The sequence below is a fragment of the Pseudomonas sp. LBUM1679 genome, assembly GCF_059695565.1.
This window is the reverse complement of record NZ_CP166774.1, coordinates 2,770,649-2,785,670: the sequence shown is the minus strand read 5'-3', so window position 1 is coordinate 2,785,670 and position 15,022 is coordinate 2,770,649. Positions and strand designations below refer to the sequence as shown.

Annotated in this window: 13 protein-coding genes; 6 read left to right on the top strand and 7 right to left on the bottom strand. The window is 62.2% G+C overall.

Annotation, left to right across the window (positions count from 1 at the left end; genetic code table 11):
* Nucleotides 1-90: 90 nt before the first annotated feature.
* The 3 genes from gspG to ACA062_RS12795 are packed head-to-tail and all read left to right on the top strand — an operon-like array spanning nucleotide 91 to nucleotide 2,269.
* On the top strand, nucleotides 91-525 hold the full coding sequence (gene gspG, locus ACA062_RS12805) for a type II secretion system major pseudopilin GspG (protein WP_497456694.1): 435 nt from the start codon (nucleotides 91-93) through the stop codon (nucleotides 523-525).
* Between the two features lie 12 nt (nucleotides 526-537).
* A complete protein-coding gene (locus ACA062_RS12800) occupies nucleotides 538-1,725 on the top strand; it encodes a type II secretion system F family protein (RefSeq protein ID WP_497456693.1) in 1,188 nt (395 codons plus the stop codon).
* 28 nt (nucleotides 1,726-1,753) lie between these two features.
* Nucleotides 1,754-2,269, top strand: coding sequence for a hypothetical protein (locus tag ACA062_RS12795; RefSeq protein WP_497456692.1), 516 nt, complete (start codon nucleotides 1,754-1,756; stop codon nucleotides 2,267-2,269).
* Between the two features lie 149 nt (nucleotides 2,270-2,418).
* On the opposite strand, the gene ACA062_RS12790 is transcribed toward ACA062_RS12795, so the two are convergent.
* A complete protein-coding gene (locus ACA062_RS12790; RefSeq protein WP_497456691.1) occupies nucleotides 2,419-3,315 on the bottom strand; it encodes a LysR family transcriptional regulator in 897 nt (298 codons plus the stop codon).
* A 180-nt stretch (nucleotides 3,316-3,495) separates the two neighbouring features.
* Between ACA062_RS12790 and ACA062_RS12785 the strand changes: the two genes are divergently transcribed.
* On the top strand, nucleotides 3,496-4,923 hold the full coding sequence (locus ACA062_RS12785) for a mechanosensitive ion channel domain-containing protein (RefSeq protein WP_497456690.1): 1,428 nt from the start codon (nucleotides 3,496-3,498) through the stop codon (nucleotides 4,921-4,923).
* A 130-nt stretch (nucleotides 4,924-5,053) separates the two neighbouring features.
* Here the strand turns inward: ACA062_RS12785 and ycaC are convergent, their stop codons facing one another.
* The 5 genes from ycaC to ACA062_RS12760 form a co-directional block, all read right to left on the bottom strand.
* Nucleotides 5,054-5,680 carry an isochorismate family cysteine hydrolase YcaC gene (ycaC, locus tag ACA062_RS12780; RefSeq protein ID WP_497456689.1) on the bottom strand — a complete coding sequence of 209 codons (627 nt, stop codon included), beginning with the start codon at nucleotides 5,678-5,680 and terminating at the stop codon, nucleotides 5,054-5,056.
* Nucleotides 5,681-5,749: 69 nt separating this feature from the next.
* Complete coding sequence (locus tag ACA062_RS12775; RefSeq protein WP_497456688.1) at nucleotides 5,750-7,588, bottom strand: amidohydrolase; 1,839 nt, start codon at nucleotides 7,586-7,588, stop codon at nucleotides 5,750-5,752.
* Nucleotides 7,585-8,175, bottom strand: coding sequence for an antibiotic biosynthesis monooxygenase (locus ACA062_RS12770; protein WP_497456687.1), 591 nt, complete (start codon nucleotides 8,173-8,175; stop codon nucleotides 7,585-7,587). The genes ACA062_RS12775 and ACA062_RS12770 overlap by 4 nt, the downstream gene beginning before the upstream one ends.
* Nucleotides 8,168-8,584 carry a DoxX family protein gene (locus tag ACA062_RS12765; RefSeq protein ID WP_497456686.1) on the bottom strand — a complete coding sequence of 139 codons (417 nt, stop codon included), beginning with the start codon at nucleotides 8,582-8,584 and terminating at the stop codon, nucleotides 8,168-8,170. The genes ACA062_RS12770 and ACA062_RS12765 overlap by 8 nt, the downstream gene beginning before the upstream one ends.
* A 323-nt stretch (nucleotides 8,585-8,907) precedes the next feature.
* On the bottom strand, nucleotides 8,908-9,837 hold the full coding sequence (locus ACA062_RS12760) for a LysR family transcriptional regulator (RefSeq protein ID WP_497456685.1): 930 nt from the start codon (nucleotides 9,835-9,837) through the stop codon (nucleotides 8,908-8,910).
* A 158-nt stretch (nucleotides 9,838-9,995) separates the two neighbouring features.
* On the opposite strand from ACA062_RS12760, the gene ACA062_RS12755 reads away from it, so the two are divergent.
* Nucleotides 9,996-10,409 carry a helix-turn-helix domain-containing protein gene (locus ACA062_RS12755; RefSeq protein WP_497456684.1) on the top strand — a complete coding sequence of 138 codons (414 nt, stop codon included), beginning with the start codon at nucleotides 9,996-9,998 and terminating at the stop codon, nucleotides 10,407-10,409.
* A gap of 266 nt (nucleotides 10,410-10,675) precedes the next feature.
* Complete coding sequence (locus ACA062_RS12750) at nucleotides 10,676-13,480, top strand: ATP-binding protein (RefSeq protein ID WP_497456683.1); 2,805 nt, start codon at nucleotides 10,676-10,678, stop codon at nucleotides 13,478-13,480.
* Here the strand turns inward: ACA062_RS12750 and ACA062_RS12745 are convergent.
* Nucleotides 13,445-14,929 (bottom strand): ATP-binding protein, encoded by a 1,485-nt coding sequence (locus ACA062_RS12745; RefSeq protein ID WP_497456682.1) that lies wholly within the window; start codon nucleotides 14,927-14,929, stop codon nucleotides 13,445-13,447. The two genes, ACA062_RS12750 and ACA062_RS12745, sit on opposite strands and share 36 nt — an antisense overlap.
* Nucleotides 14,930-15,022 lie beyond the last annotated feature (93 nt).

Sequence of the window (15,022 nt, the reverse complement as noted above, 5' to 3'; positions counted from 1 at the left end):
TTCTGGGGGTTGCAGCAGGCTGCACGGGCGTGAGCATGGCAATTGCATAAGCCTGCATGGCGACTCTTCTGCCCACTGTGTGAGGTCATCATGAATCAGCGTCTGTGTTGTCCCCCCCGTACGCAAAGCGGGTTCACTCTGCTCGAACTGTTGGTGGTGCTGGTGGTGCTCGGGCTGTTGGCCGGCATCGTCGCGCCGAAGTATTTCGCCCAGCTGGGGCGTTCCGAAGTGAAGGTGGCCAAGGCGCAAATCGAGGGCCTGGGCAAGGCCCTGGATCTGTACCGGCTGGAGGTCGGCCATTACCCGTCGACCGAACAGGGCTTGCAGGCGCTGGTCACCGCGCCGAGCGATGAGACCCGCTGGACCGGCCCTTATTTGCAGAAAAAACTGCCGCAGGATCCGTGGGGCCGTAACTACACCTACCGCCACCCCGGCGAGAATGGCGAGTACGACCTGCTGTCCATGGGCAAGGACGGCCAACCCGGCGGCGAAGGCGAAAACGCCGAAATCACCAGCTGGCAATGACGAGGGACGAACATGCGCTTTCACCTCAAGGCCGTGGGCAAGGCTGGCGTGGTCTCGATGACAGTCGAGGCCGCCGGCCACAGCGAAGCCCGACGCATCGTCGAAGACCAGGGCTTGCGGGTGGTAAGCCTGCACGTCGAACGGCATTGGCGGGCGTTGCGCCTGCACAAGCGCGAGACGTTCAACCTGGTGCTGTTCAGCCAGGAACTGACCACCTTGCTCAACGCCGGCCTGCCGTTGATCGATGCGCTGGAAAGCCTGGCGGAAAAAGAGCATGCGCCCCAGGCCCGCAAGACCTTGAGCGAACTGGTGCGCCTGCTTTATGAAGGCAAGTCGTTCTCCCAGGCCCTCGGGCAATTGTCGGCGGTGTTCCCGCCGCTCTATGTCGCGCTGGTGCAATCGAGTGAAAAGACCGGCGCCGTGGGCGATGCCCTTGGCCGCTATGTCAGCTATCGCCAGCGCATGGACGAGGTTCGACAGAAGATCGTCAGCGCGTCGATCTACCCCCTGCTGTTGCTGGTGGTAGGCGGCGGCGTGGTGCTGTTCCTGATGGGCTACGTGGTGCCGCGTTTCAGCCTGGTGTTCGAAGGCCTGGGCTCGAACCTGCCGTGGCTGTCGCAGATCCTGATGAGCGGCGGAATGTTCCTGCACGCGCACCAGGGTGAATTCTTCGGCGCCTTGGCGGCGATCATCGTCGCCCTCGCCTTCCTCCGGCGCCAACCGGCCTTTCGCCGAGGCGTGGACCGGGTCATCGAAAAACTCCCGGCGGTCCATCAACGCATCTTCATGTACGAACTGGCGCGCTTTTACCGCTCCCTGGGCATCCTGCTGCAAGGCGGCATCCCCCTAGTCACCGCCATGGGCATGGTCCGCGGCCTGCTCACCGTCGCCTCGCGCGCCCGCCTGGACCAGGCCTGTGAACGGGTGCGCGAAGGGCAATCGCTGTCAGCCGCGCTGGAACTCAATCACCTGGTCACACCCGTATCCCTGCGCCTGCTGCGCGCCGGCGAACAGTCCGGCAACCTCGGGCAAATGATGGAACGCAGCGCCGATTTCTACGACGAAGAAATCAGCCGCTGGATCGAATGGTTCGTGCGGCTGTTCGAACCCCTGCTCATGACCTTCATCGGCCTGCTGATCGGGGTCATCGTGATCCTGATGTACATCCCGATTTTCGAATTGGCCTCGAGCATTCACTGATACACCCGACAACAAGACGGAGATCGATATGCACATGAAAAAGCTGTTGCTTGCGGTGGCTATTGGCGCAGTTCTGTCTGCGTCCACCGTATTGATGCCGGATGGGTTGTCCGGTGTATCGAGTGCTCAGGCCAAGGATGGTGGGGGTGGGGGTGGGGGTGGGGGTGGGGGTGGTGGCGGTGGTGGCGGTGGTGGTGGCGGTGGTGGCGGCGGCGGCGGTGGCGGTGGCGGCCATGGAGGAGGTGGTGGTGGCAGCAGTGGAAGCGGCAATGGCGGTGGCCACGGGGGAAGCGGCAGCGGCGGCAATAGCGGCAGCGGTCACAGTGGCGGCGACCACAGCGGCAGCGACCATGGCTCGGGGCATTCGGGCAACTCCGCCTCATCTTCCGGTCGCAGTGGCACGCATACCGAACGGGGGGATGATCATGGGGTTCATCGTTCAGGAGAAGTTGGCGATGACCACGGCGTTCATCGTTCCGGCGAAGTTGGCGACGATCACGGTGTGCATGTCGGTGGCGAGCCAGGCGATGACAAAAGGTCCTGACACCCACTAATCACATAGGCCCCACAGCACCCTGTGGGAGCGAGACCGGCTTGCCGGCGAAAGCGCAGTGTCAGACAACATCAATGCCGGATGACACTCCGCCTTCGCCGGCAAGCCGGTCTCGCTCCCACATTGGAAAGTGCTTTGTTCTATAAAATATCGTCCGCCCGATCCAGCCGCTCGCGCAAGAACTCGATCAACGCCTGCACCGGCCTCGCCCCCTGGCGATGCTGCGGATACACCGCCGACAACGTCAGCGGCTCCGGGCGAAAGTCATCCAGCACCGGCACCAGCCTGCCATCCTTCAACGCCGAACCGACAATAAACGTAGGCAAGTAGGTAATCCCCATCCCGGCGATCGCCGCATCCCTGAGCAACTCCCCGTTGTTGACCCGCATCCGCCCGGTGACGTTGACCGCCAGCGGCTTGCCCTGCCCTGCGAAACGCCACTGCACCTGGCGACCATGGCCATAGGGCAGGCAGTCATGGTTGTGCAGGTCTTCGGGCTTGCGTGGCGTGCCGCGTTCGACCAGGTAAGCAGGGCTTGCGCAGTACACGCGCTGGATGGAAGCGATGCGACGGGCGATCAGCGTCGAGTCTTCCAGAATGCCGATGCGCAGGGCCAGGTCGTAGCCCTCACCGAGCAAGTCCACTGGCCTGTCGCTCAAGTCCACTTCCACCGTGACGTCCTGGTAGCGCTGCAAGAACAGCGGCAGCAGACAGCCCAGGTGCGCCAATGCGAAGGACAATGGCGCACTCACGCGAATAGTGCCCCGCGGCTCGGTGGTCTGGCCGGCGATGCCCTGCTCGACTTGCTCCACTTCACCGAGCAGGCGCAAGGCCGACTCGTAGTAACTCTGTCCCAGGGGAGTGACGTCCAGGCGCCGGGTAGACCGGTTGAGCAAGCGCACGCCCAGGCGTTCTTCGAGCTGCATCAGCCGCCGGCTGACGAATTGCTTGGACAGGCCCAATTGATCGGCGGCAGCAGTGAAGCTGCCGGAGTCCATGACCTGGCAAAAAATGCGCATATCTTCGAACGGGTTCATTGTCACGCTCTGGTTGACAGTAAAACACTTTATAGCCGCTTTTTCCCTTTTCATCACCCTATTAATCTGTGTGCTGGCCGATGCAGATTTTTGAGTGCTGCGCACTCAAGCGGGAGCAAGCTCCCTCGCCACGAAAGCGCTTCCACCTGATAAGCCACCACATTACCGTCGGAGTTTGCCATGCCCTTCCTCCTTGCTCACCTGTTGTCCTGGAGCGCCCTGCTGCTGGTGATCGACGCCCTGCTCTGGCACCTCGCCCCGTTCAAGCATCGCGTCGTGCGCGTCGGTGTGCGTCTGGCGTTGTTCCTGATCTTCAGTGCGCTGATCATCAACGCCGGCGTCAGCCCGTTGCAGGCGCCGCTGGTTGCCGACGATCCCGTGGCGCAGCTGGGCGCCACGGCGTTGGGGATTCTCTGGTGGCTGTACGCCGCGCGGGTGTTGACCGAAGTCATCGGCATGGTGCTGATGCGCCGTATCGGTCACAGCGGCCGACTGCTTCAGGACGTGATCGGCGCACTGGTGTTTCTGATCGCCATCGTCGCGGCCGCCGGTTACGTACTTGAGCTGCCGGTGAAAGGTTTGCTGGCGACTTCCGGGGTAGTGGCGATCGTGGTCGGCCTGGCGCTGCAGAGCACGTTGAGCGATGTGTTTTCCGGCATCGTGCTCAACACCACCAAGCCCTATCAGGTCGATGACTGGATCATGATCGACGGCGTGGAAGGCAAGGTGCTGGACATCGACTGGCGCGCCACCCACCTGCTGACCAGTGCCGGCAGCACGGCGGTGGTGCCGAACTCAGTGGCGGCCAAGGCGAAGATCGTCAACTTGAGTCGGCCAAGCAATATGCACGGCGTGTCGATCAGCATTCAGGTGCCCAACCACATTCGTCCACGTCGGGTGCTGGATGCGCTGGATCGCACGCTGCAGGGCAGCAGCAGTTTGCTGCTCAACCCGGCACCCAAAGCGGTATTGAAAGAGGCCGGCGAAAGCATGTCCGAATACGTGGCCAGCGGGTTTATCGCCGAGTTGGGCAGGAAAAGCGAAGTGCGCAATCAACTGTTTGATCTGGCCCATAGGCATCTGGAAGCGGCGGGCATTTCCCGGCAGCTCGATGGCGTGATCGAGCCTTCGACCCGCGCACGGGCATTGCTCGATGAAGTGAAAGTCCTCCGTTCCCTGAGCGAAGATGAACGCGATCAAATGGCTCGATCGATGGTTGCGCAGCAATACGCGGCCGGTCAGGTGGTGCTGGAACTGGGCGAAGTGCCGGACAGCCTGATGGTCATCGCCACCGGCGTGGTCAGCGCGACCGTGCCCGATGGCAGCGGGCACGCTGAAGCCGGCCGCATGGGGCCGAGCGAGGTCATGGGCGAACAGAGCATCCTGGCCGATACACCGTCGCAGGCGACGTTCACGACGTTGACCTCGTGCATCATTTACCGGATCGATAAAACGCTGACTCGCAACTGCATGGAACAGCGCGCTGAAGTCGACCGGGCATTGAACAAGTTACAGGCGGTTCGGCAACAGAACAGTCGGTTGGCGTTGTTGGCCAAGCCGGTGCCGATCAAGAAAGGTGGGTTTCTGGGGTGGTTGCACAAGCGTTGAATGACGGGTGCACGCATTCCCCTGTAGGAGCTGGCTTGCCAGCGAAAGCGGTGGGTCAGTCGACACATATATTAACTGACACACCGCCTTCGCTGGCAAGCCAGCTCCTACAAGGATGTGCGTTGACTACTTACTTCGAGGTGAGCACCGAATAGCTGTTCATCAAATTGCGATAGTTGGGGATACGCGGCGACAGCAGATTCGCCAGGCCTTCCATGTCGTTGCGCCAGTCGCCCTGCAGTTCACACGCCACCGAAAACCAGTTCACCAGTTGAGCACCGGCGGCCGACATGCGCGCCCAGGCCGCCTGCTGCACGGTTTCGTTGAAGGTGCCGGAAGCGTCGGTGACCACGAACACTTCAAAACCTTCGGCCAGCGCCGACAGGGTCGGGAAGGTCACGCAAACATCAGTCACCACACCGGCGATGATCAGCTGCTTGCGGCCGGTGGCTTTCACGGCCTTGACGAAATCTTCGTTGTCCCAGGCATTGATCTGGCCTGGACGCGGAATATACGGCGCATCCGGGAACTGCTCTTTCAACTCAGGCACGATCGGGCCGTTCGGGCCGTTTTCGAAGCTGGTGGTCAGGATGGTCGGCAGCTTGAAGAACTTGGCCACGTCGCCCAGGGCCAGCACGTTATTCTTGAATTCATTCGGCGAGAAATCCTGGACCAGCGAAATCAGGCCGGTCTGGTGGTCGACCAGCAGCACAACGGCATCATCTTTGTTCAGGCGTTTGTAGGGAACGTTGCTCATGGGTAACTCCTCGGTGGATAGTTATCGCTAGGAGTGCCGGCCCAGTGGACCGACGCTTTGTTGTGATCGTCAGAAGGCAAAACACGAGCAGCCAAAGGCGCCCCAGAAACCGGCAAAATCGCTGACCGGCGCGTTGGACAACCGCGCCCGTTCATGACTGTGGGAATGCACCGCGCACGGCCCGCTGCAATGGTGAACCTGGGCCTGCATCGGCGAAGTCGGGCGCCAGTGACCCGGCACCTTGACCACCGGCGACCAGTCCGGCAGCACCGGCACGCTGGCGGGGCCCAGTTTTTCGAAATCACCGGCGGCGTACACCACCTTGCCGCCGACCACGGTCAACACCGACTCGATCCACTTGATCGCCTCTTCGTCGACACTGAAAAAGTCCGCGCTCAGCGCCGCCAGGTCAGCCAGTTGGCCGACCTTGATCATGCCTTTCTTGCCCTGTTCGGAAGAAAACCAGGCGCTGCCGTGGGTGAACAACTCCAGCGCGGTCTGCCGGGAAAGCCCTTCGCTGTGCAATTGCAGGCCACCGACGGTGCGGCCGCTGACCATCCAGTACAACGAGGTCCAGGGATTGTAGCTGGACACCCGCGTGGCATCAGTGCCGGCGCCAACCGGTACTCCTTCGGCCAGCATGCGCTGGATCGGCGGCGTGGCTTCGGCGGCCTTGCTGCCGTAGCGCTCGACGAAATATTCGCCTTGGAACGCCATGCGGTCCTGGATCGCAATCCCGCCACCCAGCGCCCTCACCCGCTCGATGTTCTGCGGGGTGATGGTTTCGGCGTGGTCGAAAAACCAGGGCAAGCCATTGAACGGAATATCGCGGTTGACCTTCTCGAACACGTCGAGCATGCGGCTGATGGACTCGTCATACGTTGCATGCAAACGGAATGGCCAGCGCTGCTCGACCAAATGGCGAACCACCGGCTCCAGCTCGTCTTCCATGGTTTGTGGCAAGTCCGGGCGCGGCTCGAGGAAGTCTTCGAAGTCCGCCGCCGAGAACACCAGCATTTCCCCGGCGCCGTTGTGCCGCAGATAATCGTCACCCTGGTGCAGCGTCACGCTGCTGGTCCAATTCTTGAAGTCGGTGAGCTCTTCCTTGGGCTTCTGAGTGAACAGGTTGTAGGCGATGCGGATGGTCAGTAGCTGGTCTTTGGCCAGTTGTTCGATCACCTGGTAATCGTCGGGATAGTTCTGGAAACCACCGCCGGCATCGATGGCGCTGGTCAGGCCGAGACGGTTGAGCTCGCGCATGAACTGGCGGGTCGAGTTGACCTGATACTCCAGCGGCAACTTCGGCCCCTTGGCCAGCGTCGAGTACAGAATCATCGCGTTGGGCCGCGCCACCAGCATGCCGGTCGGATCACCGTTGGCATCGCGCACAATCTCGCCCCCAGGCGGGTTCGGCGTGTTGCGGGTGTAGCCGGCAACGCGCAATGCCGCACGGTTGAGCAAGGCGCGGTCGTACAAATGCAGCACGAACACCGGCGTGTCGGGCGCCGCCTGGTTAAGTTCTTCCAGGGTCGGCATGCGTTTTTCGGCGAACTGGAACTCGTTCCAGCCACCCACCACCCGCACCCACTGCGGCGTCGGCGTGCGGTCGGCCTGGTCCTTGAGCATGCGCAGGGCATCGGCCAGGGAAGGCACGCCTTCCCAGCGCAGTTCGAGGTTGTAGTTCAAACCGCCCCGGATCAGGTGCAGGTGCGAGTCGTTGAGACCGGGGATGACGCAGCGGCCCTTGAGGTCAACAACCTGAGTGCCAGAACCGCGCAGGGCCATGGCTTCGGCATCGGTGCCGACCACGACGAAGCGACCCTCGCTGATCGCTACGGCGCTGGCACGCGGGTTTTCCCGGTCAACGGTATGAAATTGGCCATTGAATAAAATCAGATCGGCGCTCATCGCGTTTCCTTAGGCTGAGTGGAGGAGGAAAGCCAGGGCGCGAACAAGCGCGTCGCCATCGGCATGAACAGGTACACCACCGAGACGACGATGGTCAGCGTGATCAGGAACGTGGCAACCACGTAATTGGACAGGAAGGCGTTAAGCTGCAGCAGCGGACCCCAGATCAGCGGCACCAGCAAGGTGTGCGGCAAAATAACCAACAGCGTCACCACGGCCTGCTTCCAGCGCGGCGGGGGCGTGTTGGTTTCAGCCTGCGGCGCAAACCAGAATTCGTTGACCGGATTGACCTCGGTCTGGTCGCCGTCGGCGAGCATCGGCGTGGCTTCGTTGACCAACTCAAGCCGCTGCGGCGAGTCGAGCCAGCGCTGCATCGCCTCGGTGGAGCAAAAGCGCAACACGCAGGTGTACAAATCGAGCCCGGCGCTTTTGCCGCGAATCACATCGACGCCCAAGTGCCCGTCTTGCTGCCCGGCGATACTGACGATGTTGCGCAACCAGGCTTCGTAGGGCGCTTCAAAACCCGCCTTGATCCGGTGTTTGATGACCAGGGTCACGACTTCTTCGAAACGATTGGATTCAGGCATAACGCAAAGCTCCGGCAAATCGGACATTGAGCGCCAGCCGTCCAGGCCCGGCGATAAAAAGGCTGGTGAACAGTATCAACAGCAGCCAGCCGAACTGCCCTTCATCAAGGCTCCATTGCGGGTGCACGAACAGCAGCGCGATCAACAACACAGCCAGAATCGGCAGGCACGCCAGACGCACCAATACCCCGACTATGATCAGCAGCGGACACAACACCTCGGCAAAAATCGCCAGCATCAGCGTGACGTTCGCACCCAGGTGAAACGGGTCTTCGATGACTTGCAGTTGCGCACTGTAGTCAAGCAGCTTTGGCAGGCCGTGCACCCACAATAAAAACAAGCCAGCGCTGACCCGCAAGAAAAACAGCCCGAAGTCCTGGGCGCGTTCATCCCATCGCAAAGCGTTCATGGGCTACCTTGCACAAATCAAAAACTACCGGCGTCGACGCGCCGGGACCGGGTTTGATAGTGCCGGGGTGGAAGCGAGGAAAATTGGATGTACGTGCTCTTTTTTCAGGTTGAGCTGGAACTACGACCCACCGCAGATCCCGGTAGGAGCCGGCTTGCTGGCGAAGGCGTTTTCATGGGCGGTGCAAGGCTTGAGGCCGTCTTCGCTGCGGTGCGGCGATCCGACAAGCCAGCGCCTACAAGGGTCGGGGTACATCCGGGAAATCAGGTGGGTTGTCAGGCCGCAGAAATGGGTATGTACACTATCAGCAGGAGCTTGGTCGGCTACGAGGCCGCCAACGGGGCATTCAGCGGCTCTGACATAAACTGACTGATCCGCGACCGCAACCACTTCTCCGCCGGATCATTATCATGCACCCCGCTCCAGGCCATCGACAGCTGCGCCGCCTCTATCGGAAACGGCGGCTCCTCGGCGCGCAACGCACAACCCTCGACCAAGGCACACGCAGCATAATCCGGCACCGTCGCAATCATCTCGGTCCCGGCCAGCAACGCCCGCAACCCACTGAACTGCGGCACCCCCAACACCACACGCCGACTACGCCCGATCTTCGCCAGATCAAGATCGATGTTGCCGCTCAAATCGCCAGAAAACGACACCATCGCATGCGGCCGTTCACAATACTCATCCAGCGTCAGCGTCCCCGCTCGCTTATCACCACGCAGCACTTTGCAAGGAATGTCCCGCAGCTTCTTGCGCTTGGCATTGGCCGGCAGATCCGTGGTGTAACTGACCCCCACCGAAATCTCCCCGGACGCCAGCAACGCCGGCATCAACAGGTAGTTGGCCCGACGCACGACAACAATGATCCCCGGCGCCTCCTTCCGCAGCTGCGTCAACAACGGCGGAAACAGACCGAACTCGGCATCGTCCGAAAGCCCGATGCGAAACACATCGCAACCAGTCGCCGGATCAAACTCCTTGGCCCGGCTCACCGCACCGGAAATAGTGTCCATCGCCGGCTGCAACTCCTTGAGAATCGCCAGCGCCCGCGCCGTCGGCTCCATCCCGCGACCGTTACGCAGCAACAACGGATCATCGAACAAATCCCGCAACCGCCCCAACGCCGCACTCACCGCCGGTTGCCCCATGAACAGCTTTTCCGCCACCCGGGTCAGGTTCTTTTCGAACATCAAGGCCTCGAAAATCACCAGCAGGTTCATGTCGACGCGACGCAGATCGTTACGGTTCATCAGCACGGTTCCCTTGTGTGTTCAGCCAGGCACGAGGGTCGTGATTGTGTCTGACTTTACTCAAGACCGCCCACAGCAAATGAAGAATTAACAACGTTTAACTCGCCTGCCAGAGCCCTCGCCACCAAGAATGATTGCCACCGACACGGACATTCGCCATGGCTCACTTTCAGCAAAACGCCGCTCGCGCGGCAGTCACTGAAACGAAGAAAAACACCGGTGGCCTGACCCCGTGGCGCGAGAGCCTGGTCAAGCGGCTGATCCTCGAACGCCTCGGTGAAACGCTGGAAGTCACCGAACTGGCACAGGCCTGCGCGCTCTCGCGCAGCCACTTTTCCCGCGCGTTCAAGTGCAGCACCGGGCTTTCACCCCAGGACTGGATTCGTCATCAACGCATTGCACGGGCCAAGCAGCTGATCCAGAACACCGACCTGACGCTGACGCAAATCAGCCTGGAATGCGGTTTCTGCGATCAGGCGCACTTCTGTCACCTCTTCACCCGCAGCGAAGGCATCAATCCGTTTGCCTGGCGCTGTCAGACCCTGCGTGCCCTCCCGCGCACCAACCTGTAGGAGCTGGCTTGCCAGCGAAGGCGGCCTTGAGTCCTGCTGCGCCCTTGAAGACGCCTTCGCCGGCAAGCCGGCTACAGGGCTTGGCGTTGCCCACAATTTATCGGTACGCAGCTGATCCGCGTCGCGATGCAGTGGCCCATGCGCTCTGCCAGACGCGCCACTCGGTCTTCGGCATGCTCTTGACGCTACAGTCCTTATAAGAGAGTTTTGGGCGCAGACCTGACGCAGTACGAGTTAATCGTTGTTAATTTCCGCGGAGTGACCCGTTGCCCCTTTCCCCCGAACAAGCCATCCATTTCGGCCCCTACCGGATTTATCCTGGCCAACGCCTGGTGATGGAGGCCGACCAGCCACTGCGCCTGGGCCGGCGAGCCCTGGACATTCTGTTGATCCTGCTGGAACACGCCGGGAATGTGGTCAGCAAACAAGCGCTGATCGCCCGGGTCTGGCCAAAAAGCATCGTGGAAGATATCAACCTGCGTGTGCACATGGCTGCACTGCGCAAAGCCCTCGGCGACGGTCAGGCCGGCCAGCGCTACATCGTCACCGTCGCCCAGCGTGGCTATAGTTTTGTCGCGCCCTATTCCCTGGAACAGGTCGAGCCACATCCCGCGAGCGAAGCCCTCCCACCGAGCGGGCACAACCTGCCCGTGCGCCGAACCCGCCCGATCGGTCGCCAGTCACTGGTCGACAGTGTGGTGCTGCAACTGGCGCGCCAGCGCTTCATCACCCTGGTCGGCCCCGGCGGCATCGGCAAGACCACCGTGGCGTTGCGCGTCGCCGAACAGCTGATCGGGCGCTACCGGGACGGCATTCGCCTGCTGGACCTGGCGCCGATCAACGACCCGTCGATGATCTCCAACCACCTGGCGACGCTGCTGGACCTGTCCCTGCACGATGCCGAACCCGTGAGCGGCCTCGCGGCGTTCCTGCGCGAGCGGCAGATGTTGCTGGTGATCGACAACTGTGAACACCTGATCGACGCCATCGCGCTGCTCAGCGAAAGCATCCTGCGCGGTGCACCCGAGGTGCATATCCTGGCCACCAGCCGCGAGAGCCTGCGAGCCGAAGGTGAATACGTCCAGCGCCTGGAATCGCTGGACTGCCCTGCGTCGAATACCGTGCTCGACCGCACCCAGGCCCTGAGTTTTTCCGCGCTGCAATTGTTCGTCGAGCGGGCAATGGCCAGCCACGACAGCTTCGAACTGACCGATGACGAACTGCCGCTGGCGATTGAAATCTGCCGCCGGCTGGACGGGATTCCATTGGCGATCGAACTGGCGGCTGCGCAAGTCGGCAGCCTCGGACTGAGTGGATTGCTGGCGCAACTGCAAGGCAGTTTTCGCCTGTTCATCCAGGGCTGTGATTCGACGCCGGGGCGCCATCAGACCCTGCGCGCCACGCTGGACTGGAGCTTCCAACTGCTCAGCCCGTGCGAACAGGCCTGCCTGCGCCGACTGGGAGTGTTCAGGGGCGGCTTCACCCTGGAGTCAGCGGCGGCGGTGATTGTCGGCGAGCACATCGAACCCCGGGTGGTGTTCGGCTCGATCACGCAACTGGTGGCCAAGTCGCTGCTGAACGTGGAAGTGGGCGATGAAGAAGTGTTCTACCGTCTGCTCGACACCACCCGCAGCTATGCCCTGGAAAAACTCGACCAGGCCGCCGATCTGCCCGATACCCGGGAACGCCACGCCGAACGCTGCCTGGCCCTGATGCATCAGGCCCGGCACGACTGGGAGCTGATCCCGACCGGGCTGTGGATCGAGCGCCATGCCCGCAGCCTTGAAGACATCCGTTCAGCCCTGGACTGGGGGTTGAACGCGCAGGGACCGCAGGCATTGGCGATCCGCCTGACCGCGACGTCGACACCGCTGTGGCAGGAGCTGTCGCTGCTCAAGGAACACGGCGCCTATGTGCGCAAGGCCTTGGCGCTGCTCGATGCAGCACCCGAGCCCTGCGCTCAACTGAAAATGACCCTCAAGCTGGCCCTCGGCAGTTCCTGCTATCACACCCAGGGCGGTACCGCGGAAACGGTCGAGGCCTTCGTCAGCGCCCGGGCCCTGGCCAGAGCGTGCAACGACCTGACCGGTGAGCTGCGGGCGGTGTCCGGGCACATGGCAGTCAACCTCGGTTGTGCCAACTATCAAATGGCCTTGGAGCAGAGCCGGCAGTTCGACCGGCTCGAGCTGCAGGGCGACGTGGTCTTATCCCTCAGCGCGCACCGCTTGCGGGTGCTGGCCCTGCACTTCGCCGGGGACCAACAAGCGGCACGGGTGAATGCCGAACAGGTTTTGCAGCGCATGGCCCAGAGCGGGCACCTTAACCGCTTCACTCATGGTTTCGGCGTGCAATACGACCAGAGCGTTGCCGCCCTGACCATCCTGGCGCGGATTCTTTGGCTCCAGGGGCAGCCGGAACAGGCCTGGCGCACCGCCCGCCAGGCGCTGGACATCGCGTGCCAGATCAACCACGGCACGTCCATCTGCTACACCCTGGCGCTAGCCGGCTGCCCGATCGCCCATTACAACGGTGACACCCGTACCGCCCGCGAACTCTTGCGGCTGCTGCTGGAGCAGGCACAGAAACATTCGGTGCTGCTGTTCTACACCTGGGCCCGACATTATGCGCAGGTAATCGACCGAGCTGAAGCGCAGCCGCTGCCACAACCGGGCAGCGGGCTGATCAAGGACATCATGGTCACGCTGGACAGTGGCTGCGTCGATGACGCGTTGCTGCACCGGGCCGATACCGGCACCGCAGGCTGGAGCACGGCGGAGATCCTGCGGGCCAGGGCGCAAGCGCTGCTGAGCAAAGACTGCGCGCTGAACACCGCAGCGGCCGAGGTGATATTGATCAGGGCGCTCAACGTGGCAAAAACCCAGGGCGCCCTGGCCTGGGAACTGCGCAGCGCCGCCTCGCTGGCACAGCTGTGGCAGCGTCAGGGCCGTTATCAACCAGCCCATGGGCTACTGGCACCGATCTACCAGCGCTTCACCGAAGGCTTTACCACACCGGACCTGACGACAGTCCGGCGCTTACTCGACCGCTTGCAGCGCCATCTGTCCACCTGAAGTCCAGCGCGCCCGGCTGATGTAGCGGGCGTAACGCATTTCGAAAGCACGCAAGTCGCCACTGTGGTCGAGTTTCTCCAGGGCGTAGCTGCGGGTGGTGTTGAGGAAACGGTAACGGGTCACGCCGCGGCCCTGCTCCAGCGACAGCAACGACTTGAGCGCCAGGTGATCGATCACTTCCACCAGAGGGCCGGGCAGCAGCTGCGCGCAACTGATCACGCCGATTGCCGCTTCCAGGGTGAAGGCCATTTTGAATACCGCCAGGCGCTGCAATACGGTTTGCTCCAGCGGACTCAGCTGTTCATAGCTCCAGTCCAGCGCCGCTTTCAGGGTTTGATGCCGGGGGACGGCAGTGCGCCGGCCTTGGGTCAGCAGCTGAAAACAGTTGTCGAGCTGGGCTTGCAACCCGACCAGTGCCAACGCGTCGATTTGCGCTGCCGCCAGTTCAATGGCCAGGGGCAAACCATCGAGCCGCCGACAGATTTCGCGTACCGACTTGAGGTCCTGTTCGCGTAGGGCAAAACCTTGCTGGCGGGCCCGCGCACGACTGACGAACAACTGCACCGCTGAATAGCCCATGACCTCGGACACGCTGTGCAACGCCGAAGCCGGCGGCACCGCCAGGGGCGGTAAACGCTGGACCGTCTCCCCCAGCGCTTGCAGCGGTTCGCGACTGGTGACCAGGATCGACAACCGGGGCGCTGCCATCAGCAGATCCTCGACCAATGTCCGGCAGGGTTCGAGCAGGTGTTCGCAGTTATCGAGCAGCAGCAATGTATGCCGTTGCGCCAATGCCGCCAGGGTGGTGCCGATCTCCAGTTCAAGGGCACGGGTTAGATGATCGACCAGTTGCGCCGGGTCATCGATCACCGCCAGATCGATCAGCCAGACGCCATCCTGATAGTGCTGCAGCAGCAACTCGGCCACGCGCAATGCCACGGTGGTCTTGCCGATGCCGGCGGGACCGACCAGGGTCATCAGCCGACGAACCGGCAACTGCCGCACCAGGCTGCCGACAATCGAGTCCCGACCGGTCACCGGCGAGAGCCGCGCAGGCAGGTTGTGCCGGGTTTTCTGCAGCGTCTGGAGCGAGACCGGTGCACCTTCCGGTTCATGCTGTACCGGCGCGATGAAGCTATAGCCGCGCTGCGGAATATTGACGATATAGCGCTGCCCGTCCTGGCCGTCGGCCAACGCCCGGCGCAACGCGGCAATGTGCACCCGCAGGTTGATGTCCTCGACCACCGACGTCGGCCAGACCCGCGCGATCAGCTCGTCCTTGCTGACCACTGTGCCGGCATGCTCCACCAGCACCTGCAAAATATCCAGGGCTCGTCCACCCATGCGCAGCGGCCGATCACCCTGCAGGATCAGCCGCTGGCGCAGGTGAAACGTATAGGGACCGAATCGCAGCAGCGCTTCGCTGTTCAAATCTCTGAGGCTGTTCATGCACGTTCTTGTGCTGAAAACCTGGTCCGGCTCACGGTGCGCAACGCCATCGCACGCCCATCCAGGTTTCCGCACCTCCAAAGCAAAGAGTTC

Coding starts and splice junctions, on each gene's coding strand:
- ACA062_RS12760 (WP_497456685.1), bottom strand. CDS start 9,837: ATGAACCGTAACGATCTGCGTCGCGTCGACATGAACCTGCTGGTGATT.
- ACA062_RS12755 (WP_497456684.1), top strand. CDS start 9,996: ATGGCTCACTTTCAGCAAAACGCCGCTCGCGCGGCAGTCACTGAAACG.
- ACA062_RS12785 (WP_497456690.1), top strand. CDS start 3,496: ATGCCCTTCCTCCTTGCTCACCTGTTGTCCTGGAGCGCCCTGCTGCTG.
- ACA062_RS12770 (WP_497456687.1), bottom strand. CDS start 8,175: ATGCCTGAATCCAATCGTTTCGAAGAAGTCGTGACCCTGGTCATCAAA.
- ACA062_RS12775 (WP_497456688.1), bottom strand. CDS start 7,588: ATGAGCGCCGATCTGATTTTATTCAATGGCCAATTTCATACCGTTGAC.
- ycaC (WP_497456689.1), bottom strand. CDS start 5,680: ATGAGCAACGTTCCCTACAAACGCCTGAACAAAGATGATGCCGTTGTG.
- gspG (WP_497456694.1), top strand. CDS start 91: ATGAATCAGCGTCTGTGTTGTCCCCCCCGTACGCAAAGCGGGTTCACT.
- ACA062_RS12800 (WP_497456693.1), top strand. CDS start 538: ATGCGCTTTCACCTCAAGGCCGTGGGCAAGGCTGGCGTGGTCTCGATG.
- ACA062_RS12790 (WP_497456691.1), bottom strand. CDS start 3,315: ATGAACCCGTTCGAAGATATGCGCATTTTTTGCCAGGTCATGGACTCC.
- ACA062_RS12795 (WP_497456692.1), top strand. CDS start 1,754: ATGCACATGAAAAAGCTGTTGCTTGCGGTGGCTATTGGCGCAGTTCTG.
- ACA062_RS12765 (WP_497456686.1), bottom strand. CDS start 8,584: ATGAACGCTTTGCGATGGGATGAACGCGCCCAGGACTTCGGGCTGTTT.
- ACA062_RS12745 (WP_497456682.1), bottom strand. CDS start 14,929: ATGAACAGCCTCAGAGATTTGAACAGCGAAGCGCTGCTGCGATTCGGT.